Below are 20,598 nucleotides of genomic sequence, written 5' to 3' on the forward strand. Positions count from 1 at the left end.
CAAGCACGTATCGAGCATGCCAACGTCGCGTTAGTAGAGGCATCTGCGCGCAAAAAATATGAACGCACAAAAAAAAGGCAAAAAAAAGACGCCTAAATGGCGTCTTTTTTAGCGGAAATGGTCGGGGTAGGGGGATTCGAACTCCCGACATCCTGCTCCCAAAGCAGGCGCGCTACCGGACTGCGCTATACCCCGGCATGTGCAACGAAAAGCCGTTGCACATTGACATCATGCGACAACAAAACTACTGTTTGCCGCAGACGGCTGCATGTCGATCGAGTAGATACTGCTCAACTCCGCCCTACTTAACACACATCCGCTTTGAAAATGGTGGGTCGTGTGGGATTCGAACCTACGACCAATTGGTTAAAAGCCAACTGCTCTACCAACTGAGCTAACGACCCGCTGTGTGGTGGCGCGTATAATACTGATTTCTAAGGATTATTCAACACCTTATTTGAAATAAATCAGAAATAACGCGTTGGGTCCGTAATTCCGGCCGCTTGGAAGCCCTCAGCACGCAGTCGGCAGCTGTCACATTTCCCGCAAGCACGGCCGTCATCGTCTGCCTGGTAGCAGGAAACAGTCAGCGAATAATCGACGCCTAGTCCTACGCCAGCCTTCACAATATCGGCCTTACTCAGGTTTTGCAGCGGCGCCAGGATGCGAAAGCCCTGCCCTTCGACACCGGCTTTGGTGGCCAGGTTGGCCATGCGCTCGAACGACTCGACGAACTCCGGGCGGCAATCCGGGTAACCGGAGTAATCCACCGCGTTGACGCCAATAAAGATGTCGCGGGCATTCAGTACCTCTGCCCAGCCAAGGGCCAGGGATAGGAATACGGTGTTGCGTGCTGGCACGTAAGTCACCGGGATACCTTCACTCGGCGCTTCCGGCACATCGATGCTGCTGTCGGTCAGGGCTGAGCCACCAATGCCGTTGAGGTTCAGGCCAATCACCTTGTGCTCGGCCACGCCCATCTCACGGGCAACACGGGCAGCAGCGTTCAGCTCGGCGCGATGGCGCTGGCCGTAGTCGAAGCTCATGGTGTAGCAGGTATAACCTTCAGCCTGTGCCATGGCGACCACGGTGGCGGAGTCCAGGCCACCGGACAACAGGATGACAGCGCGTTTTTGAGCAATCGTAGGTTCAGTCATTTCAGCGTCCTGGCTCGTCGTTCCAAAGATATTTATGCAGCTGCAATTGCAGGCGCACTGGCAGGTTATCAGCCACCACCCAGTCGGCGAGGTCGCGTGCGTTCAGGTCGTGGTGGCTCGGCGAGAACAGCACCTCGCCCGCGCGACGGTCCAGGCCATACTGGATCAGCTTGGAGCTCGCCCAATCGTAGTCGTCGCGGGAACAGATCACGAACTTGACCTGGTCGTTGGCCGTCAGCAGATCGATGTTCTCGTAGAGGTTGCGATGCGCCTCTTTGGAGCCTGGGGTCTTCAGGTCGACCACGCGGCTTACGCGCGGGTCTACCGCGGAAATGTCCAGGGCACCACTGGTCTCCAGGGACACTTCGTAACCGGCGTCACACAGCTGCTTGAGCAGGGGAATGGCATTTGGCTGCGCCAGCGGCTCGCCACCCGTCACACAAACGTAGCGCGGTCGATAGCTGGCAACCTGCTCGAGGATGTCATCGAGGGTGCGCACGGTGCCGCCACTGAAGGCGTAGGCGCTGTCACAGTATTGGCAACGCAATGGGCAGCCGGTCAGGCGCACAAATACTGTGGGCAGGCCAGCGGTGCGCGTTTCACCCTGTAACGAGTAAAAAACTTCGGTGATGCGTAATGTGTCTTGCATAGTCGCCACGGGCGTAACAGCTAAACAGGCTGTCCGCCTCCGTCAGGCACTTCAAGGAATTCCGCCAACGCGTAAACCCCAGGAAGCGTGTTTCATAAAAGGGCGTGGATTCTAACGAAAAAACCCGCGCCAGGCGCGGGTTTCTTCCAAACGGGCTGCATCGCTTACAAGCGTTGCAGATCGCGCTGGGCCAACTGGGCAGCGGAAGTACCCGGATACTGGGCAACCACCTGCTGCAGAATGCCTTTGACCTTGTCGGTATGACCCAGGCGGCGTTCTACGTCAGCGAGTTTGTACAGCGAGTCCGGCACCTTGGCGTGCTTAGGATAGAGTTGGCTGACCTTGGCAAATGCCTGGCCTGCCCCCTGCAAATCACCCTTTGCCAGGTTTACCTCACCCAACCAGTACTGGGCATTGCCTGCGTACTGACTGTTTGGGTAACGACCGAGGAATGCGGTGAAAGCCTTGCTGGCCTTGTCGAAATCCTTGGCTTTGATCAGATCGAAGGCGGCATCGTAATACAGCTTTTCCTTCGCCGGATCACCCGGTTCGCTGCTGGCGGCAGGAGCTTGGCTGGCGGCCGCGGCCCCTGCTGCTGCACCACCGGCGGCGGCACTGGGTGCGCCACCGGTAGAAGAATTATCAGGAGTTGCGGCAGGTGTAACGCCGGCTCCAATACGTCGGTCAAGATCCTGATATCGCTCCAGGCCTTCTTGCTTCAGCTGGTTCACTTGGTTCTGCAAAACCTCAATGGCGCCTTGTTGCTGCGACAATTGATCCTGCATGCGTTGCAGCTGGTTGAACAGTTCGCCCTGTGCCGAGGGGGCTGACGTAGCCGCCCCCCCAGCATAGGCGCCGTTCGTGCCATAACCCGCTGGCGGATAAGCACTTCCGCTATTGTTATAGCCAGAGTTGCTATCGACCACAGGAGCCGCAGCCCACACCGAGAGCGGCGCGAGGCTGAGAGTCAGTACAGTTAGAGCACGACGGCACGTTCGCATGACGAATTACTTACGCAGTTCGACGCGACGGTTTTGAGCCCAGGACTGCTCGTCGTGGCCAGTAGCAACTGGACGCTCTTTACCGTAGGAAACCAGTTCCAGTTGGCCTGGAGCAACACCTTGCAGTACCAGGTAGCGCTGAACGGCTTTCGCACGACGCTCGCCCAGAGCCATGTTGTACTCACGAGTACCACGTTCGTCAGTGTTACCTTCCAGAACAACGCGAGCGCCGTTAGCTTTCAGGTCTTTCGCGTGAACGTCCAGAGCGCGCATGGCTTCTGGTTTCAGGTCCGAACTGTCGTATTCGAAGTAGAAAGTAGTGATTGCGCGCAGAGCAGCTTCTTCGCTCAGGGAGCCGTCAACTGCACCAGTGTTAGCACCGTAACCAGCGTTTGGATCAACAGCTGCGCCTTCACCGGCATTGTCGCCGCCTTTAGACGAGCAACCAACGGCTACGGACAGAGCCAGAGCCAGAGCAGCAAACTTACCAAACTTCAGCATTTCCATCGTGAAACTCCTAATGAACCCCAGTGTGTTAAGCAAATCTTTTTGTAGCGCCGCGTCAGTTCAGGTAAGGGGACCAGGATGGTTCTCTGACTTCGCCTTGTGCGGTAGGAAGCGGGAGCCTTACGCGTCCATTAATGGACACGAGCATCAAGACTCCCCGGCCCTGCTGGCGGGTGGCGTAGATTACCATGGTGCCGTTGGGCGCAACAGTGGCTGACTCATCAAGGTTGGTATCTGTAAGGATTTTTACGGTTCCGCGCTGCAAATCCTGGGCCGCAACCCGGAAATTAGTGAAACCATCCTGACGGTGAATCATCACCAACGTCTTTTCATCAGCCGAAAGCTTCGGATTGGCATTGTAGTTACCGATAAAGGTCACGCGTTCCGCGCCCCCACCGCCAATGCTCGATTTGTAGATTTGTGGCTTGCCACCGCGGTCGGAGGTGAAATAGATGGTCGAGCCATCTTTACCCCAGAACGGTTCGGTGTTGATACCTGGGCCGCTGGTGACGCGAGTGATCTGGCGCGAAGCCATGTTCATCACGTAGATATCCGGGTTACCGTCCTTGGACAGTACGAATGCCAGGCGCGAACCATCCGGCGACCAGGCAGGTGCACCGTTGAGGCCTTCGAAGTTGGTGATCTGCTCACGACGGCCAGTATCGATGTGCTGGACGAAGATACGCGGACGCTTCTGTTCGAAAGACACATAGGCAATACGCTTGCCGTCCGGCGCAAAGCGCGGCGACAGGATCGGCTCCCGGGACTGCAGCAAGGTCACGGCGCGCGCACCGTCGTAGTCCGAACGCTGCAACGTGTAGCGAGTGTTGTCTACAGAGAAACGTTCAGCAGTGACATAGAGCATGCGCGTCGAGAAAGCACCCTTGATACCGGTGAGCTTTTCAAACGACTGGTCCGAGATGTAGTGGGCCATGTCCCGCAGTTGTTCGGCGGTGCCCGACACGCTGCCGGTCAATACCTGCTGCTCCGTGGCCACGTTGAACAATGTGTACTGGATCTGCAGGCGACCGCCGGCAGGCTGGATGTTGCCGACCATCAGGTACTGGGCACCCACGGCCTTCCAGTCACGGAAGATGACTTCGCTGGCCTGGGTAGGCTGGCTGATCATGTTGCCTTTCGGAATCGGCGCGTAGTAACCGGAGTTGCGCAGGTCGTCGCTGACGATCTGGGCCATGTCATCCGGCAGCACGCTGCCGCCCTGCCAGCCGAACGGCACAACCGCGATCGGGGTGGCCCGATCGCTACCGCTGGTGACCAGGATGTTCTTTTCATCCGCCGCCGCTATCCCTGCCATACAGCAAATAACGACAAGCATTCCTCGAAGAAGGTTTCTCACAAGGCTAGATCCTCAGGTGTGAATGTCATCTTGAATGAACGATAGGGAGCGAAGTCGCTTGGTTTCATTCCCTGCATCTCGGTCAACCGGCCAATGTTCTTGACCGCGGCAACCGCCGAACTGTCGAACGAACCGTCACCACTGGACTTGGCCACGCTGACCGAAGTCACCGTACCGTCCGGCAACATGCCGATCTGCAGCACTACTGTCATGCCTTTGCGTGCCGAAGGTGGACGTGTCCAGCCTTCTGCTGCTCGTGCCCGAATCAGGTCGTCGAAACTGCCCGCGACTTCATCACCACGTTCATCGGCCAATGCTTGCTGACGCTGAGGCGTATCGGAAAGCAAATCTGCCAAGGCCTGGGCCTTTTTGTCTTCGGCGGATTTACGCGCTGCTTCCTGGGCCTTTTTCTTGCTGGCGTCGGCGGCAGCTTTCTTCTTCGCGTCGTCGGCGATTTTCTTCTTCGCCTCGTCTGCTTCAGCTTTTTTCTTGGCGTCTTCGGCGGCTTTCTTCTTCGCGTCCTCGACTATCTTTTTCTTGGCGTCTTCAGCGGCCTTTTTCTTGGCCTCTTCTTCGGCTGCTTTTTTGGCTTCTTCTTCAGATTTTTTCTTGGCTATATCAGCCAATTGTTTCTCTTCAGCTTTTTTAGCTTCGGCAGCTTTCTCGGCTTTCTTGGCTTCATCAGCCTTTTTCGCCTCGTCGGCCTTCTTCGCTTCGTCAGCCTTTTTCGATTCCTCGGCCTTTTGAGCCGCCTCTTCTTTCTTTTGTTCCGCAGCAGCCTTCACCGCTTCCTGCTCGACCTTCTTCTGTTCCATCTGCTCGACTTCAGTCTGGCGCGCAGCCGACTTCTGGGCCTCACCCGCAATCTTCTGATTGGTCTGGGTAGTGGCCTGACTTTTCGATTTCAGCTGATACAGGGTCGCCTGCACGATCGGCTTGGCTGGCGGCAGGTCCGGGGTCATGGCAAAGCTGACGAACAACATGCCAAACACCAGGACATGCAGGGCAATTGCCCAGACGCTAGGCCAGAAGTAGCTTTCCGAGGCGGACGGCTCTCGCTGTTGGTGCATCAGGGCGCCTCGGTAATCAAGCCAACGTTGCCGACGCCGGCCTTCTGCAGCCCGCCCATGGCGCCCATGACGGAGCCGTAGTCGACCGATTTGTCACCGCGGATGAAGACTTGGGTGTGCTTGCCGCCTTCGTTGCCGGAGCGAATGATCTTGGTCACTGCGTCGGTCATCGCCGGCAAGGTCAGGGCCTTGTCCTGCTGCTTCTGGGTATCGACTTCGCTGCCAAGGTTCCAGTAGTAGGTCTTGTCAGCCTTGATCGAAATGGTCAGCACCTGGGTGTTGTTGTCCTGGGGCAAGGCTTCGCTGGAAACCTTGGGCAGATCAACTTTCACACCCTGGTTGAGCATCGGCGCGGTCACCATGAAGATCACCAGCAGCACCAGCATCACGTCGATGTAAGGCACTACGTTCATCTCGGCGACCGGCTTGCGCTTGGTTCGAGCTCGAGTGATTAAAGCCATCGGGGAGTACCTGCTTATTCTTCGCTGGTGTGCACTTTACGGTGCAGGATCGCCTGGAATTCATCGGCGAAGGTGTAGTAACGGCTGATCAAGGTCTCGCCGCGCGCGGCAAAACGGTTGTAGGCAATTACTGCGGGGATAGCGGCGAACAGGCCGATCGCGGTGGCGACCAGGGCTTCGGCGATACCCGGGGCCACGGTGGCCAGGGTCGCTTGCTGGGCCTGGGCCAGGCCACGGAACGAGTTCATGATCCCCCACACGGTACCGAACAGGCCGATGTACGGGCTGACGGAACCGACGGTGGCGAGAAACGGCAGGCTCTGCTCCAGCTTCTCTTCTTCGCGGGAGATGGCCACGCGCATGGCACGGGCCACGCCTTCCATGACCGCTTCCGGGTCAACGCCTGGCTGCTGGCGCAGACGGGAGAATTCCTTGAAGCCGGCGCGGAAGATCTGCTCGACGCCCGAATCCGGATCTGGGTTGCTGCCGGCCTGGCGGTAGAGCTTGGACAGGTCGATACCCGACCAGAAGCGCTCTTCGAAGCTCTCCAGGGCACGTCGACCGGCACGCAGCAGGTTGCTGCGCTGAAAAATCATGACCCAAGAGGTAACCGATGCGGCTACCAGGATCAGCATCACCAGTTGAACCACGACACTGGCATTACTGACCAGGCTCCACATGGAGGAATGGTCGACGACGGTAGGTTCCACGCTAAATCTCCTGCTTTGATTGTTTACCCGCGCCGCTCACGGCGGCAAAGGCCGCACGTAGAGTTTCGGGAATGGCCCGAGGTTTCAAACTGTTGGTGCGTACACACGCCACCAGGAACTGCCCCTCGCAGAGCAGCGTTGCATCCGTAGCCCGCCTGACCTGCTGCTTGAATCGCAGGCTGGCACGGTTCAATTCGATTACTTCAGCGCTGACCAGCAGTTCGTCGTCCAGTCGCGCCGGCGCGTGATAGCGAGCCTCGCTGGAATGCACGACGAATAACAGGTCCTCCCCTGCCAGCTGGGATTGGGCAAAGCCCAGCTCCCGTAGCCGCTCGGTTCGAGCCCGCTCCATGAACTTGAGGTAATTGACGTAATACACGATACCGCCGGCATCGGTGTCCTCGTAATAAACGCGACAGCGATGTGCGAACGACTGATCCCCGTTTTGCGCGCGCATACTCTAGTGCTTACTCCTCAGGTTGCCAATCCGGCTTAGCAACTGTTTTTTCATTCTCGCTTTTTGCGTTCGAGAATATTTCCAGTGACTGAATGACGACACCAGCCACTAGGACAGCACAAACCTTGAATAAATCGATCCACGTGGTCTTTTTAATCGTCCACTGCATCCAGGAATTCGTCTACCACGGGCATCTCACCCAATCGTGACGGAATGTTTAACCCGAAGTGCAAATAGGCATGGCGCGTGACCACCCGCCCCCTTGGCGTGCGCATGATGTAGCCCTGCTGGATCAGGTACGGTTCCAGCACATCTTCAATGGTATGGCGCTCTTCACTGATGGCCGCGGCCAGGCTGTCTACCCCCACCGGGCCACCGTCGAACTTCTCGATCATGGTCAAGAGTAGACGTCGATCCTGGTGATCGAAGCCATGCTCGTCCACATCCAGCAGGTTCAAGGCCAGGTCGGCCACCGGCTTGGTGATATGCCCCTTGGCCCGCACCTCGGCAAAATCACGCACGCGGCGCAGCAGGCGGTTGGCAATACGTGGCGTGCCGCGGGCCCGACGGGCGATTTCAAACGCGCCTTCCGGGTCCAGGGGCAGGCCGAGAATGCCGGCCGAACGGCTGACGATGGTCGCCAGGTCTGCGGTGCTATAGAACTCCAGACGTTGAACGATACCGAAACGGTCTCGCAGCGGGTTGGTCAGCATACCCGCACGCGTGGTCGCCCCCACCAGGGTGAACGGCGGCAGGTCGAGCTTGATCGATCGGGCCGCGGGGCCTTCGCCGATCATGATGTCGAGCTGGAAGTCTTCCATGGCGGGGTACAGCACTTCCTCGACGATCGGCGACAACCGATGGATTTCGTCGATAAACAATACGTCATGGGGTTCAAGATTGGTCAGCAGCGCCGCCAGGTCGCCAGGACGCTCCAGCACCGGGCCGGAAGTCGACTTGATCGACACGCCCATTTCCTGGGCAATGATGTTGGCCAGGGTGGTTTTACCCAGCCCCGGCGGGCCAAAGATCAGGGTGTGATCCAGGGACTCGCTGCGCCCGCGCGCGGCCTGGATGAACAACTCCATCTGCTCGCGCACGGTAGGCTGGCCGATGTAGTCGGCCAGGCTCAGGGGCCGGATGGCACGGTCCTGGATTTCTTCGCGGTCACGGGGGCCCGTGGCCGCGATCAGACGATCAGCTTCAATCACTTAAATCATTCCCTTCAGGGCTCGGCGGATCATGTCTTCGCTGCTCAGGTTCTTGTCCTTGATGGCCGACACCGCCTTGCTCGCCTCCTGCGGCTTGTAGCCCAGGGAGATCAGCGCGCTGACGGCATCGCTTTCAGCGCTGGCCACCTGGCCTGCCGGCATATCCGGCTGGTTCGGCACCAGGGCGAACATGCTCGGCACCACTTCCCAGGCCTTGAAGCGGTCCTTGAGCTCCACCAGCAGGCGCTCGGCGGTTTTCTTGCCCACGCCCGGCACCTTGGTCAACGCCGAGGTGTCCTGGGCCGAAACGGCACGCACCAGTTCGTCCACTTCCAGGCTCGACATCAACGCCAGGGCCAACTTCGGCCCCACGCCATTGAGGCGAATCAGCTCGCGGAAGAAGTCGCGGTCGCGCTTGCCGATGAAACCATAGAGTAGTTGCGCGTCTTCGCGCACCACCAGGTGGGTGTGCAGCGTTATGGGTTCACCGACCGACGGTAGGCGATACAGGGTAGTCATGGGCACTTCCAGCTCATACCCCAACCCGTTGACATCCAGAATCAGGTGCGGCGGCTGTTTCTCAGCCAGGGTGCCGCGCAAGCGTCCAATCACGGTTCAGATCCTTAAAGCGTGGGGTCAGATCGAGGCCTGACCGGAAATAACGATTGCGCTGATGCTATCAGAGACGCAGGCGCCCGCCACGACTGCGTGCCGTCCCCAAGCCGTGCGGTAGCAGGCTGGAGCGCGTGTGCGCATGGCAAATGGCAATGGCCAGGGCGTCGGAGGCATCGATCTGCGGTTTTGAGGTGAGCTTGAGCATGTGCATCACCATCATCTGCACCTGCTCTTTATTCGCCGCCCCCGTGCCAACCACTGCTTGCTTGACCTGGGTCGCGGTGTATTCGGCGATTTCCATGCCTTCCTCGGCACCGGCCACGATGGCAGCGCCACGGGCCTGGCCGAGCTTGAGGGCCGAGTCGGCATTCTTGGCCATGAACACCTTTTCGATGCCCATGGTCACTGGCCCGTAGGTCTGGATCACTTCACGCACGCCGCGATAGACGATCTGCAAGCGCTCAGCCAACTCGCCCGCGCCGGTACGAATACAGCCCGAGGCGACATAGACGCAGCCGCGCGGGGTGTGTTGCACCACGCCAAAGCCGGTAATGCGCGAACCGGGGTCGATACCTAGGATTAAAGTCATAAGGCCTGCAGGTCGGGTAAACACAATTTTTGATACAGGGAGGCCCAATGTGGGAGGGGACTTGCCCCCGATGGCAGTGTGTCAGTTATCTCTCAATCGACTGAACCACCGCTATCGGGGGCAAGCCCCCTCCCACATTTAAAACTACATCGCCCTTCAGCCTAGCTGTTCGGCTACAGATTCAGGGATGTCGGCATTCGAATACACGTTCTGCACGTCATCCAGGTCTTCGAGCATATCCAGCATCTTCAGTACTTTCTGCGCGCCGTCCAGGTCCAGCTCGGCGCTGGTGGTTGGCAGCATCACGATTTCCGCGTCGGTACCTTTGAAACCGGCCGCTTCCAGCGCGTTACGCACGGCGTAGAACCCGGCGAACGAGGTGAACACGTCAATGGAGCCGTCTTCATTGGTCACGACGTCGTCGGCATCCGCCTCCATTGCCGCTTCCATCAGCGCATCTTCATCCACACCCGGTGCGAAGGAGATCTGCCCCTTGCGCTCGAACAGGTAGGCTACCGAACCGTCTGTGCCGAGGTTACCCCCGCACTTGCTGAACGCATGGCGTACTGCCGCCGCGGTACGGTTGCGGTTATCGGTCATGCACTCGACCATCACCGCCACGCCACCCGGGCCGTAGCCTTCGTAGGTAAGCTCGACCATGTCGTCGGTATCGGCCGCCCCGGCACCACGGGCCACGGCGCGGTCGATGATGTCGCGGCTCATGTTGGCGCCGAGGGCTTTATCCAGCGCCAGGCGCAGACGCGGGTTGGAGCCTGGGTCACCACCGCCCTGGCGGGCAGCGACCGTCAGTTCGCGAATCCACTTGGTGAAGATCTTGCCTTTCTTGGCATCCTGACGCTCTTTGCGGTGCTTGATGTTCGCCCACTTGGAATGGCCAGCCATAACACAACTCCGAAATTCTCTAGAAACCTTATCAACCCCGCCCCAGGCGGGATGCAACCCTTGTAACGCAAAGGCGCATCCGAAGATGCGCCTTTTTGACCGCGTAAAACCTTATCGCGCTTTCACGCAGCAGCCTTACTCAGCCTTCGGCGTCTCGCGCAGGCGAATGTGCAACTCGCGCAGTGCCTTGGCATCCACCACACCCGGCGCCTGGGTCATGACGTCCGCAGCGCTCTGGGTTTTCGGGAACGCGATCACTTCACGGATCGACTGGGCGCCAGTCATCAGCATCACCAGGCGATCCAGGCCGAAGGCCAGGCCACCGTGCGGCGGCGCGCCGTATTTCAGGGCGTCGAGCAGGAAGCCGAACTTCTCTTCCTGTTCCGCTTCGTTGATGCCCAGCAGGCGGAATACCGCTTGCTGCATCTCTTTGCGATGGATACGGATCGAACCGCCACCCAGCTCGGTGCCGTTCAATACCATGTCGTAGGCACGGGACAGAGCGCCTGCCGGGTTGGCTTCCAGCTCTTCAGGGGAGCACTTCGGCGCAGTGAACGGGTGGTGCAAGGCGCTGAAGCTGCCGTCGTCGTTCTCTTCGAACATCGGGAAGTCGACGACCCACATCGGTGCCCACTTGCAGGTCAGCAGGTCGAGGTCGTGGCCCAGCTTGATCCGCAGCGCGCCGAGGGCTTCACTGACGATCTTGGCCTTGTCGGCGCCGAAGAACACGATGTCGCCGTCGACCGCACCAACGCGATCCAGGATCACATTGAGGTTGGCTTCCGGGATGTTCTTCACGATAGGCGACTGCAGGCCTTCAACTCCCTTGGCGCGCTCGTTGACCTTGATGTACGCCAGGCCCTTGGCACCGTAGATGCCGACAAACTTGGTGTAGTCGTCGATCTGCTTGCGCGGCATGCTCGCGCCACCAGGCACACGCAGGGCGGCGATGCGGCATTTCGGGTCGTTGGCCGGGCCGCTGAACACCTTGAAATCGACATCTTTAAGCTGGTCGGCCACGTCCACCAGTTCCAGCGGGTTACGCAGGTCTGGCTTGTCGGAACCGTAGCGGCGCATGGCTTCTTCGAAAGTCATGTGCGGGAATTCGCCGAATTCCAGGTCCAGCACTTCCTTGAACAGGTTGCGGATCATTTGTTCGGTGATGCCCATGATCTCTTTTTCATCGAGGAAGCTGGTCTCGATGTCGATCTGGGTGAATTCGGGTTGGCGATCGGCGCGCAGGTCTTCGTCACGGAAGCACTTGGCGATCTGGTAGTAACGGTCAAAGCCGGCCACCATCAGCAGTTGCTTGAACAACTGCGGCGATTGCGGCAGGGCGAAGAAGCTGCCGGCGTGGGTGCGGCTTGGCACCAGGTAGTCACGCGCGCCTTCCGGGGTAGCCCGGGTGAGGATCGGTGTTTCGACGTCGAGAAAGCCGTTCTCGTCCAGGAAGCGACGGATGCTGGTGGTCATGCGCGAACGCAGGCGCAGCTTCTCGGCCATTTCCGGACGACGCAGGTCCAGGAAGCGGTAGCGCAGGCGGGTTTCTTCGCCGACGTCGGAGTATTCGTTAAGCGGGAACGGCGGGGTTTCCGATTCGTTCAGCACTTCCAGCTCGTAGCCCAGCACTTCGATTGCGCCGGACGCCATGTTCGGGTTCACAGCCCCGGCCGGACGCAGGCGTACCTTGCCGGTGATCTTCACGACGTATTCGCTGCGCACGCGGTCGGCGGCGGCGAAGCTCTCGGCGCGGTCCGGGTCGAACACCACCTGGGCCAGACCATCACGATCACGGATATCGAGGAAGATCACCCCGCCGTGGTCGCGGCGACGGTGAACCCATCCGCAAAGGGTGATTTCCTGACCATCCAGGGTCTCGTTCAGTTGGCCGCAATAGTGGCTGCGCATCATGGTAGTGGTTTCACTTCTCGTAATTCGAAATTCGGTGGAGGCCTGCCTCGTCACCGCACAGTTAAGCAGGGGACGGATAATGCAGGAGCCTGCGCGTAGAGTTCAACTCAGTCTGCTTTGTCGCCGCCGGCCAGATTCTTCTTAGAGCCGGTCTTGAAATCGGTCTCGTACCAGCCGCTGCCACTCAGGCGGAAGCCCGGCATGGACAACATCTTCTTGAGTTCAGGCGCCTGGCAGGCCGGGCAATCGACCAACGGCGCTGCGCTGATCTTTTGAATGGCTTCCAACTGATGACCACAGGAAGCACATTGATAGTCGTACATGGGCATGGAGATGTCTCGGCGATCAGATCGTTACGCGCTACGCCTGCCCAACGGATCAAGCCCCGGCATTCGCAGCAAAGCGCGGGATTATATCTGGTAAATCGAGGCAGCGCAGCCGGCTTTCTGCCCGAAGCCAGGCCCGCCCTGGGGCAGGCCTGGCCACGGAACCGCAAGATTACTCAGGACTCAACGGTGCGCTGCAGCCTTTTAACAGGTGAACCACGCACACGACCCTGACCAGTCCACTGAAGTTTTTTACGCCTCCATACCGCAAATGCACTTCCCGATCGACGTAAGACAGCAATGCACTGACCGAACAGGCATTGAGCCTGGCAATCTCCGTGAGGATATTCCAATAGATCTGCTCGAGCCGCAGACAGGTGGAAAAACCGTTGAGCCTGACCGATCGGGACAACGGCCTGGCCAATCCCATATCGAACCCCCTGGAGAAGGGATCGACCTTTATCTTCTGAAAACCACCCGTTTCCATCACTCCACTCACCGCTCCACGTGACATACACCTGACACTCCGTTGCCAAACAACAGCCCATGGGTTTCTCCCATTGGGCGATAGGCCTATAAAACAGCAGGAAGACAGGGGCAGCCAGAAGACGGAGAGTCGATCATCGTAGGAGAACGCCAGGAAGCGCGGGGAAACCCGCGAGCGGCGCCGGGGCGACGCCACTCGAGGTCGATGGTTACTGGTTTTCGAGCAGGGAACGCAGCATCCACGCGGTTTTCTCGTGAACCTGCATGCGTTGGGTCAACAAGTCGGCCGTTGGCTCGTCACTGACCTTGTCGAGCAGCGGGAAAATGCCACGGGCGGTCCGCGTGACCGCTTCCTGGCCCGCAACCAATTGCTTGATCATCTCTTCTGCGCTCGGTACGCCTTCTTCTTCCTTGATCGAAGAAAGATGGGCATAGATCGAATAGGCACCCGGCGCCGGAAAGCCCAGGGCACGGATACGTTCGGCAATGGAGTCCACCGCCAGCGCCAGCTCGTTGTACTGCTCCTCGAACATCAGGTGCAGCGTGCGGAACATGGGGCCCGTGACGTTCCAATGGAAATTGTGGGTCTTCAGGTACAGTACATAGGTATCGGAAAGCAGTCGCGAAAGCCCATCGACGATGGATTTACGATCTTCTTCACTGATACCGATATCGATTGCCATGTTTATCCCCTTCAATTGACAAGCATTCATTGATCAGGTGCAGGACCACTCTAGCAAGAGTCCCCACCTTGTGCAGCCCGGCAGCACCAGGCGACGTGCGGCAATTCGCCCCGCGCGGGCGCACCGGCCTGTGACAAGCAAGGCTTTGCGCCCGACAGGCGATTTGCCTGATAGCGATGAAAAAGCCTGCAAACGTCTAGGACAAGCGTTTGACGCAGAAATGCCACACCCCTTGCAATGCCTGGAAATGCTTGATTTGAGTAGGCACAGCCTTTGCTGTTAAATAGGCAGCGTGTCGCTGCCGTTATTTTCTTCGGCCAGCGCATAGGCTGATACCCGTGCACGTGCTCAACGCCTCCCATTGTTCAGAAGCGAACCGTGCCAGTCAGCTCTTCCTTGTGATCCGTCTTAACGTGAGTTAATCAAAATGTTGAAAATCGTCCACCTGCTAACGGGCGTTGCAGCTTTGCTGCTGTCCTTTATCCCGAGCCTGCAGCCTGAAAGCCTGCCCTACCTGCAACAACATGACGCTCTGTACCTGGCCTTGTTCGGCCTTCTTAACCTGACGCTGGCGCCCGTGATTCCGTACTGGAACAAAGGCATGCGTCATCAACTGCAAAACCTCGTCAGTGCGCTGTTGGTGCTGACCGTTGTGGTCCAAACCCTCACCCTCCTGGCACCCATGCCTGAAGTCGGCGGCCACCCGGCCATCCTGCTCAGCCTGGTCATTGCGCTGGTCGCCATCGTTCTTCACCTGGCCATCAGCTTCTACCGTTCGTCCCCTGCGGCCGCGTCGCAAAACTACGACATGACCAATCGGGATACCGGGACCGTCAAGTGGTTCAACACGTCCAAAGGCTTCGGCTTTATTTCCCGCGATTCGGGCGACGATATCTTCGTCCACTTCCGGGCCATCCGTGGCGAAGGCCATCGCGTTCTGGTCGAAGGTCAGCGTGTGGAATTCTCCGTCATGAATCGAGACAAAGGTCTGCAAGCCGAAGACGTGATCGCTGCCCTGCCACGTCGCTGATTTCAGCCCGCGCTGCAAAAAAAAAAACCGCGATCCAGCTAGGCTGGATCGCGGTTTTTTATGCGCGACTATTAAGGGTGGGCCAATTAATAGTGAGGCGGTGGAGCCTCCTCTTCGGAGGTTTCGAACTGGCCGCCCATTTCTTCCTGGCGCTTGAGCAGCGCCGCCATCTGAAGCTGCAGGCGTTCAACCGCGCGCTGCTGGGTCACCAGGATATCGTTGAGCGTCTCGATGGTGTCGTCCTGGAAGGCCAAGCGGCTTTCCAGGTCCGTCACACGGTCTTGCAGATCCATGGTTCAGTCCTGCGCAAAAATAAAGTCGGCAGGCAACAACTCACGCATGCGCGCGCGAATAGCCGCTACCTGTTGTTCAGTGTACGGCTGCGCCGGATGCTTGCCCCAAACCGGAGCCGGCCATGCCGCGTCATCGCGCCTGCGTACGATCACATGCACATGCAACTGGCTGACGACGTTGCCCAGCGCACCAATATTCATCTTGTCGGCCATCAAGCCTTCGTTGAGCAACTGCGCCAGGGCCGTGGTTTCTTCCCATAGGATTCGTTGATCTGCGACATCCAGCTGAAACACTTCGCTGATACCGTTGATACGCGGTACCAGAATGAACCATGGGTAGTTCGAGTCATTGGACAGCAGCAGGCGGCACAGCGGGAAGTCCCCGAGGGCCAGTGTGTCTTGTTGCAAGCGTTGGTCTAAGGCGAACACCACGGGCACTCCGTTCGGCAGGTCAAGTTCAGGTACCCAGCATACCGTTGATTGTTCGCGGCTTCACGGCGAATGCAGGAAGCGTCGGCACGGTCCGACAAAAAAACCTGCACCTTTTCGAAGCAAGCGAATATATGAGCTACGCTAGAACGGGCCTCACCGGAACGCACCAAAATGACCCACTTGTGCCTCAAAGAGATCCGCCAAGTACCCACTCATCGGGGTGAACCGGTAACGTTTTGCGCAGGCACAGGTTTTTTGTACCACCGCACTGATGTCATGCGCGGCCGTCAAGACCAAACCAAAGGGCGTAAAAAGCCCGTGCTTATGCGGTTTTTACAGGGCAGTAACGATTTTCACGAAAAAATGACATTCAGTTACCGATTTGGGCGCGCTTGTTGCATTCACACCCATATCGTCGGCAACGACACCCGTTCGGAAGCAGGTGTTTCGCGAAAAGAACAACAGCGTTTCAATGCGAATCAAGGAAGACTCCAAACTATTGAAGGGTTTGAAAACAGCATTGAAGTTGTCAGTCCAGTTACATTCGGACTGTGAATTTGCGACATGGAGCTAGCAATTTACGACAGCCTCGTAAAGAAGCTGAAAGGATAGTTGGACAAGTATCGTCAATACGGTCTGCGTGATATAACTTTACGCCGACACAAAAAAGAAAGAGCCGCCCAGATAAAAATACAGGTGGGACGGCAGTACTCTTCCTAAACCAAAGGAGCAAATCACGATGCGCGTGATGAAGTGGAGCATGATCGCCCTGGCTGTTTCAGCAGGCACCTCGCAGTTCGCAATGGCGTCCGCCCAGGACGATTCCAAGGGCTTTATCGAGGACAGCACAGCCAGTATCCTGACTCGTACCCTGTACTTCAGCCGTGACTTCCGTAACAACGCGCCAGGCACTCAAAGCCGTCGCGAAGAAACCGGTCTCGGCTTCCACGGTCTGTTCAGCTCGGGTTACACCCAAGGCACCATCGGTGTCGGTGTCGATGCCATTGGTTTGCTGGGCATCAAACTCGACAGCGGCAAGGGCCGTGCCGGTACCGGCCTGTTCCCTAACGGCTCCGACGGTCGTGCGCAGGATGATTACTCCAAGGGTGGCGCAGCCATCAAGTTCCGTATTTCCGATACGGTCCTGAAAGTGGGCGACCAGTACACCACCGCCCCGGTATTCGCATCCGATGACAGCCGCCTCCTGCCAGAACTGCCACAAGGTATCTCGCTCACCAGCAACGAGATCAAGGGCCTGAAACTGGAAGCCGGTCACTTCACCTCGATCGTTGCCCAGGACCACACCTACAAGGACAGTATCGCAAGCTCCGAGCCGGGTACCGGTACTGGCCTGCGCGACGCCAACTTCGTAGGCGGCGTGTACTCCTGGACCCCTGAGTTCACTACCAGCCTCTACTACTCGAAAGTGGAAGACTACTGGAAGAAACTCTACGCCAACGTGAACTGGACCCACGCGCTTAGCGATGATCAGTCCCTGGCTGTCGACTTCAACATCTACAGCACCAAAAGCGACGGCGCCGGCCTGCAACGCGCAGAAAAAGACGGCACCACCAAGCTGGATAACCGTGCCTACAGCTTGCAGGGCGCCTATACCCTCGGCGCTCACACCTTTACCCTCGCCTACCAGAAAGTTAGCGGTGACGGCGACTACGGTTACGGCGTAGACGGCGGCGGCACGATTTTCCTGGCCAACTCCATCGCCCGTTCCGACTTCAACGCTGAAGACGAGAAATCCTGGCAAGCTCGCTACGACCTGAACATGGCCACCTTCGGCGTGCCAGGCCTGAGCTTCATGACTCGTTACGTCAACGGCAGCGGCGCCAACACTGGCACCACTTCGAACGGTAAAGAGTGGGAACGCGACATCGAAGCCAAATACGTGATCCAGAGCGGCCCAGCCAAAGACCTGAGCCTGCGCGTCCGTCAAGCGACCTATCGTTCGTCTGACGGCGTGTACTACGGTTCGGCGTCGATCGACGAACTGCGTCTGATCGCGCAATACCCGCTGAACATCTTGTAATTAAGCGTTTGATTACAACGATGACTTAAGGCTTCGGCCTTAAACAAAAAAAGCCGCCCCTCTGCTAGCCAGGGGGGCGGCTTTTTTATTGCAGTTTTACTTCAGCGAATAAATAACTAGCAAGCTAACTAACGAGATTAAGCTGACACGTTTAACCTGACCTTTCGGCCAAGTTAAACATGACGCTTTCGCTTACTTCGGCGCAGCCTCTTGCATGACTCGTATAACTCGCTGCGGAAATGGAATATCAATCCCGGCTGCCTTTAAACGGTCACGCGACAGTTCATTAAGCATGAACACTACATCCCAATAATCCGGGGTATTGGTCCAGCAACGCAGAGAAACAGTGATTGAGCTGTCACCCAGGGTCGACACCACGGCAACAGGCGCAGGGTCAGCCAGCACGCGCGGATCTTTCGCCAGCTCCAGCAGCACTTCGCGGGCTTTTTGCAGATCGGCCTCGTAATCCACCCCCACATCGAACACCACCTTGCGGGTCGGCTGACGGTTGGTGTTGGTGATAATGCCATTGGACAGGATGCCGTTCGGCACGATCACGGTCTTGTTGTCGCCGGTGCGCAGCACGGTGTGGAAGATCTGGATGCTGTCGACGGTACCGGCGGTGCCCTGGGCTTCGATCCAGTCGCCGATACGGAACGGACGGAACAACAGAATCAGCACCCCGCCGGCGAAGTTGGCCAGGCTGCCTTGCAATGCCAGGCCGATGGCCAGGGTAGCCGCACCGATAGCCGCGACGAACGAGGTGGTTGCCACGCCGATCATCGAGGCCACGCTGACGATCAGCATGACTTTCAGTGCAATGTTCGCAAGGCTGGTGATGAAGTGCTGCAGCGCCAGGTCCGCGTTACGCATGGCCAGCAGGCGGCCCACTCGGTGGGTCAATACGTTGATCAGCCACCAGCCAATGGCCAGGGTGATCACCGCCAGCAACACCCGGCTGCCGTATTCCATGATCATCGGGATCCACGACTGCGACGTCTTGATCAAGTGATCCATTTCAGCGTTTAAATCCATGTAGCTTCTCCTGTGTGGCGGATGTGCGGCTTATTGACGGCCTAGAAACACAAATGAGCCCCGTAGGGCTCAAGTGCAGGCGTGGGTTCTGGGGCGTGGGACGTCGAAAACGCCCGCAGGTTCCCCGAAGTGCCATCAGTCGCGGAAGTTATTGAACTGCAGCGGCATGTCGAATGTCTTGGCGCGCAGGGCCGCGATTGCCTCTTGCAGGTCGTCACGCTTCTTGCCGGTGACACGCACCTGCTCACCCTGGATGGCAGCCTGGACTTTCAGCTTGGCATCCTTGATATGGGCGACGATCTTCTTCGCCAGCTCCTTGTCGATGCCTTCCTTGAGCACGGCTTCCTGCTTCATCAGCTTGCCGGAGGCGTAGGCGTCCTTGACTTCAAGGCACTGCACGTCGATCTTGCGCTTGACCAGGGCCAGCTTGAGGATCTCGATCATCGCTTCCAGCTGGAAATCGGCTTCAGCGGTCAAGTTGACAGTCAGTTCCTTTTCCTTGAATTCGAAGCTGCCCTTGCCTTTCAAGTCATAGCGGCGGTCCAGTTCCTTGACGGCGTTCTCGACGGCGTTGGTGACTTCGTGTTTGTCCAGTTCGGATACCACGTCGAACGAAGGCATGTCATTTCTCCAATATAAAGGGCGGGCTCAGTAAAGATGGAGCGCGCCGAGCTAAAATGCCGGGGCATTATAGCGGTTCTTTCGCCCCATTCACCGTGGGCGCCCCTACGGAGCACAAACTGATGTCGACCCCTTGGCACATTCTCGGCGCCGGCAGCCTCGGCACACTCTGGGCCACCCGCCTGACGCGCGCCGGCGTGCCCGTGAGGCTGATCCTGCGCGATGAGGCGCGCCTGGCCAGCTACCAGGCGGGGCCAGGGCTGACCCTGGTGGAGCAAGGCGTAGCACACACCTACCCTGTGATCGGCGAAACACCCGACAGCCCCGGGCCGATTCATCGTCTGCTGGTGGCGTGCAAAGCCTACGACGCCCAGGGTGCCATCGCCCGGTTGCAGCATCGACTGGTACCGGACGCCGAACTGATCCTCTTGCAAAACGGCCTGGGCAGCCAGGACGCCGTCGCGGCGCAACTGCCCCAGGCGCGTTGCATCTTCGCCTCCAGCACCGAAGGCGCGTTTCGCGACGGCGACTGGCGCGTGGTATTCGCCGGGCATGGCTACACCTGGCTGGGCGACGCTCAGCACCCCACTCCACCGCTATGGCTGGATGACCTGCAGGCTGCGGGCATCCCCCACGAATGGAGCACGGACATCCTCACCCGCCTGTGGCGCAAACTCGCGCTCAATTGCGCGATCAACCCGCTGACGGTGCTGTACCAATGCCGAAATGGCGGCCTGCAGGCACATCAGTGTGAAGTCGCGACCCTGTGCGCCGAACTGAGCGAGCTGCTCGAATGCTGCGGCCAGCCTGCCGCCGCGCAAGATCTGCACAGTGAGGTAGAGCGAGTGATCCAGGCCACGGCCGCCAATTACTCCTCGATGTACCAGGACGTGGCCAACGCGCGGCGCACCGAAATCAGCTACCTGCTGGGCTATGCGTGCCAGGCGGCCAACCGTCATCAATTGGTCCTGCCGCACTTGCAACAGGTACAGATGCGCCTGGTCGAGCAGTTGATTGCACGCGGATTGCCCAGCGACTGAGGCACGCGCTACC

The 20,598-nt window shown here is 58.5% G+C and carries 25 protein-coding genes and 2 tRNA genes; 4 read left to right on the plus strand and 23 right to left on the minus strand.

The window, feature by feature from the left end:
• Positions 1-118 precede the first annotated feature (118 nt).
• From P2T68_RS29810 to P2T68_RS29900, 19 genes are all read right to left on the minus strand, one after another.
• Positions 119-195 (minus strand) — tRNA-Pro (locus P2T68_RS29810).
• A 133-nt stretch (positions 196-328) separates the two neighbouring features.
• Positions 329-404 (minus strand) — tRNA-Lys (locus P2T68_RS29815).
• Positions 405-467: 63 nt separating this feature from the next.
• The gene (queC, locus tag P2T68_RS29820; protein WP_162163619.1) at positions 468-1,142 is read right to left on the minus strand and encodes a 7-cyano-7-deazaguanine synthase QueC; all 675 of its coding nucleotides are present in this window, start codon (positions 1,140-1,142) and stop codon (positions 468-470) included.
• Positions 1,143-1,158: 16 nt separating this feature from the next.
• Entirely contained in the window at positions 1,159-1,806 is a 648-nt protein-coding gene (gene queE, locus P2T68_RS29825) for a 7-carboxy-7-deazaguanine synthase QueE (RefSeq protein WP_024077139.1), read from the minus strand.
• Positions 1,807-1,970: 164 nt separating this feature from the next.
• Complete coding sequence (ybgF, locus tag P2T68_RS29830; RefSeq protein ID WP_069076929.1) at positions 1,971-2,807, minus strand: tol-pal system protein YbgF; 837 nt, start codon at positions 2,805-2,807, stop codon at positions 1,971-1,973.
• 6 nt (positions 2,808-2,813) lie between these two features.
• Positions 2,814-3,314, minus strand: a complete 501-nt coding sequence (gene pal / locus P2T68_RS29835) for a peptidoglycan-associated lipoprotein Pal (protein ID WP_003209827.1) — start codon at positions 3,312-3,314, stop codon at positions 2,814-2,816.
• A 55-nt stretch (positions 3,315-3,369) separates the two neighbouring features.
• On the minus strand, positions 3,370-4,650 hold the full coding sequence (gene tolB / locus P2T68_RS29840) for a Tol-Pal system beta propeller repeat protein TolB (RefSeq protein ID WP_041161007.1): 1,281 nt from the start codon (positions 4,648-4,650) through the stop codon (positions 3,370-3,372).
• A 17-nt stretch (positions 4,651-4,667) separates the two neighbouring features.
• The gene (gene tolA / locus P2T68_RS29845) at positions 4,668-5,741 is read right to left on the minus strand and encodes a cell envelope integrity protein TolA (RefSeq protein ID WP_024077142.1); all 1,074 of its coding nucleotides are present in this window, start codon (positions 5,739-5,741) and stop codon (positions 4,668-4,670) included.
• The gene (gene tolR, locus P2T68_RS29850) at positions 5,741-6,193 is read right to left on the minus strand and encodes a protein TolR (RefSeq protein WP_160384999.1); all 453 of its coding nucleotides are present in this window, start codon (positions 6,191-6,193) and stop codon (positions 5,741-5,743) included. Before tolR ends, tolA begins: the two co-directional genes overlap by 1 nt.
• Positions 6,194-6,216: 23 nt before the next feature.
• Positions 6,217-6,912 (minus strand): protein TolQ, encoded by a 696-nt coding sequence (gene tolQ / locus P2T68_RS29855; RefSeq protein ID WP_024077143.1) that lies wholly within the window; start codon positions 6,910-6,912, stop codon positions 6,217-6,219.
• A 1-nt stretch (position 6,913) separates the two neighbouring features.
• A complete protein-coding gene (ybgC, locus tag P2T68_RS29860; RefSeq protein ID WP_032890914.1) occupies positions 6,914-7,369 on the minus strand; it encodes a tol-pal system-associated acyl-CoA thioesterase in 456 nt (151 codons plus the stop codon).
• A gap of 152 nt (positions 7,370-7,521) precedes the next feature.
• Entirely contained in the window at positions 7,522-8,580 is a 1,059-nt protein-coding gene (ruvB, locus tag P2T68_RS29865; RefSeq protein WP_024077146.1) for a Holliday junction branch migration DNA helicase RuvB, read from the minus strand.
• A complete protein-coding gene (gene ruvA / locus P2T68_RS29870) occupies positions 8,581-9,192 on the minus strand; it encodes a Holliday junction branch migration protein RuvA (protein WP_003175802.1) in 612 nt (203 codons plus the stop codon).
• Positions 9,193-9,259: 67 nt separating this feature from the next.
• On the minus strand, positions 9,260-9,784 hold the full coding sequence (gene ruvC / locus P2T68_RS29875; protein ID WP_024077147.1) for a crossover junction endodeoxyribonuclease RuvC: 525 nt from the start codon (positions 9,782-9,784) through the stop codon (positions 9,260-9,262).
• A gap of 156 nt (positions 9,785-9,940) precedes the next feature.
• The gene (locus tag P2T68_RS29880; protein WP_024077148.1) at positions 9,941-10,687 is read right to left on the minus strand and encodes a YebC/PmpR family DNA-binding transcriptional regulator; all 747 of its coding nucleotides are present in this window, start codon (positions 10,685-10,687) and stop codon (positions 9,941-9,943) included.
• Positions 10,688-10,822: 135 nt separating this feature from the next.
• Positions 10,823-12,598, minus strand: coding sequence for an aspartate--tRNA ligase (aspS, locus tag P2T68_RS29885; RefSeq protein WP_024077149.1), 1,776 nt, complete (start codon positions 12,596-12,598; stop codon positions 10,823-10,825).
• A gap of 107 nt (positions 12,599-12,705) precedes the next feature.
• Positions 12,706-12,927 (minus strand): zinc ribbon domain-containing protein, encoded by a 222-nt coding sequence (locus P2T68_RS29890; RefSeq protein WP_010208103.1) that lies wholly within the window; start codon positions 12,925-12,927, stop codon positions 12,706-12,708.
• Positions 12,928-13,096: 169 nt separating this feature from the next.
• Positions 13,097-13,438: a ribbon-helix-helix domain-containing protein gene (locus P2T68_RS29895; RefSeq protein WP_041161008.1), complete on the minus strand. Its 342-nt coding sequence runs from the start codon at positions 13,436-13,438 to the stop codon at positions 13,097-13,099.
• Positions 13,439-13,619: 181 nt separating this feature from the next.
• The gene (locus tag P2T68_RS29900; protein WP_277378664.1) at positions 13,620-14,093 is read right to left on the minus strand and encodes a Dps family protein; all 474 of its coding nucleotides are present in this window, start codon (positions 14,091-14,093) and stop codon (positions 13,620-13,622) included.
• Positions 14,094-14,520: 427 nt separating this feature from the next.
• Here P2T68_RS29900 and P2T68_RS29905 point away from each other — a divergent pair, with 427 nt between their 5' ends.
• Positions 14,521-15,123, plus strand: a complete 603-nt coding sequence (locus P2T68_RS29905; RefSeq protein ID WP_024077151.1) for a cold-shock protein — start codon at positions 14,521-14,523, stop codon at positions 15,121-15,123.
• Between the two features lie 86 nt (positions 15,124-15,209).
• Here P2T68_RS29905 and P2T68_RS29910 read toward each other — a convergent pair whose 3' ends face one another.
• Both P2T68_RS29910 and P2T68_RS29915 read right to left on the minus strand, forming a co-directional pair.
• The gene (locus P2T68_RS29910) at positions 15,210-15,416 is read right to left on the minus strand and encodes a SlyX family protein (RefSeq protein ID WP_024077152.1); all 207 of its coding nucleotides are present in this window, start codon (positions 15,414-15,416) and stop codon (positions 15,210-15,212) included.
• 3 nt (positions 15,417-15,419) lie between these two features.
• Positions 15,420-15,845 carry an HIT domain-containing protein gene (locus tag P2T68_RS29915; protein ID WP_041161288.1) on the minus strand — a complete coding sequence of 142 codons (426 nt, stop codon included), beginning with the start codon at positions 15,843-15,845 and terminating at the stop codon, positions 15,420-15,422.
• Between the two features lie 174 nt (positions 15,846-16,019).
• Between P2T68_RS29915 and P2T68_RS29920 the strand changes: the two genes are divergently transcribed.
• Both P2T68_RS29920 and P2T68_RS29925 read left to right on the plus strand, forming a co-directional pair.
• A complete protein-coding gene (locus tag P2T68_RS29920) occupies positions 16,020-16,403 on the plus strand; it encodes a hypothetical protein (protein WP_143036939.1) in 384 nt (127 codons plus the stop codon).
• A 184-nt stretch (positions 16,404-16,587) separates the two neighbouring features.
• Complete coding sequence (locus P2T68_RS29925) at positions 16,588-17,889, plus strand: OprD family porin (RefSeq protein WP_024077154.1); 1,302 nt, start codon at positions 16,588-16,590, stop codon at positions 17,887-17,889.
• A gap of 192 nt (positions 17,890-18,081) precedes the next feature.
• Here P2T68_RS29925 and P2T68_RS29930 read toward each other — a convergent pair whose 3' ends face one another.
• Positions 18,082-18,924 (minus strand): mechanosensitive ion channel family protein, encoded by an 843-nt coding sequence (locus P2T68_RS29930; RefSeq protein WP_024077155.1) that lies wholly within the window; start codon positions 18,922-18,924, stop codon positions 18,082-18,084.
• A gap of 135 nt (positions 18,925-19,059) precedes the next feature.
• Complete coding sequence (locus P2T68_RS29935; RefSeq protein WP_003193880.1) at positions 19,060-19,545, minus strand: YajQ family cyclic di-GMP-binding protein; 486 nt, start codon at positions 19,543-19,545, stop codon at positions 19,060-19,062.
• 122 nt (positions 19,546-19,667) lie between these two features.
• Between P2T68_RS29935 and P2T68_RS29940 the strand changes: the two genes are divergently transcribed.
• Positions 19,668-20,585, plus strand: a complete 918-nt coding sequence (locus P2T68_RS29940; protein WP_069077451.1) for a putative 2-dehydropantoate 2-reductase — start codon at positions 19,668-19,670, stop codon at positions 20,583-20,585.
• The last annotated feature ends 13 nt before the right edge of the window (positions 20,586-20,598 follow it).

It is taken from the genome of Pseudomonas sp. G11 (assembly GCF_029457515.1).
Taxonomy (GTDB): Bacteria; Pseudomonadota; Gammaproteobacteria; order Pseudomonadales; family Pseudomonadaceae; genus Aquipseudomonas; species Aquipseudomonas gorinensis.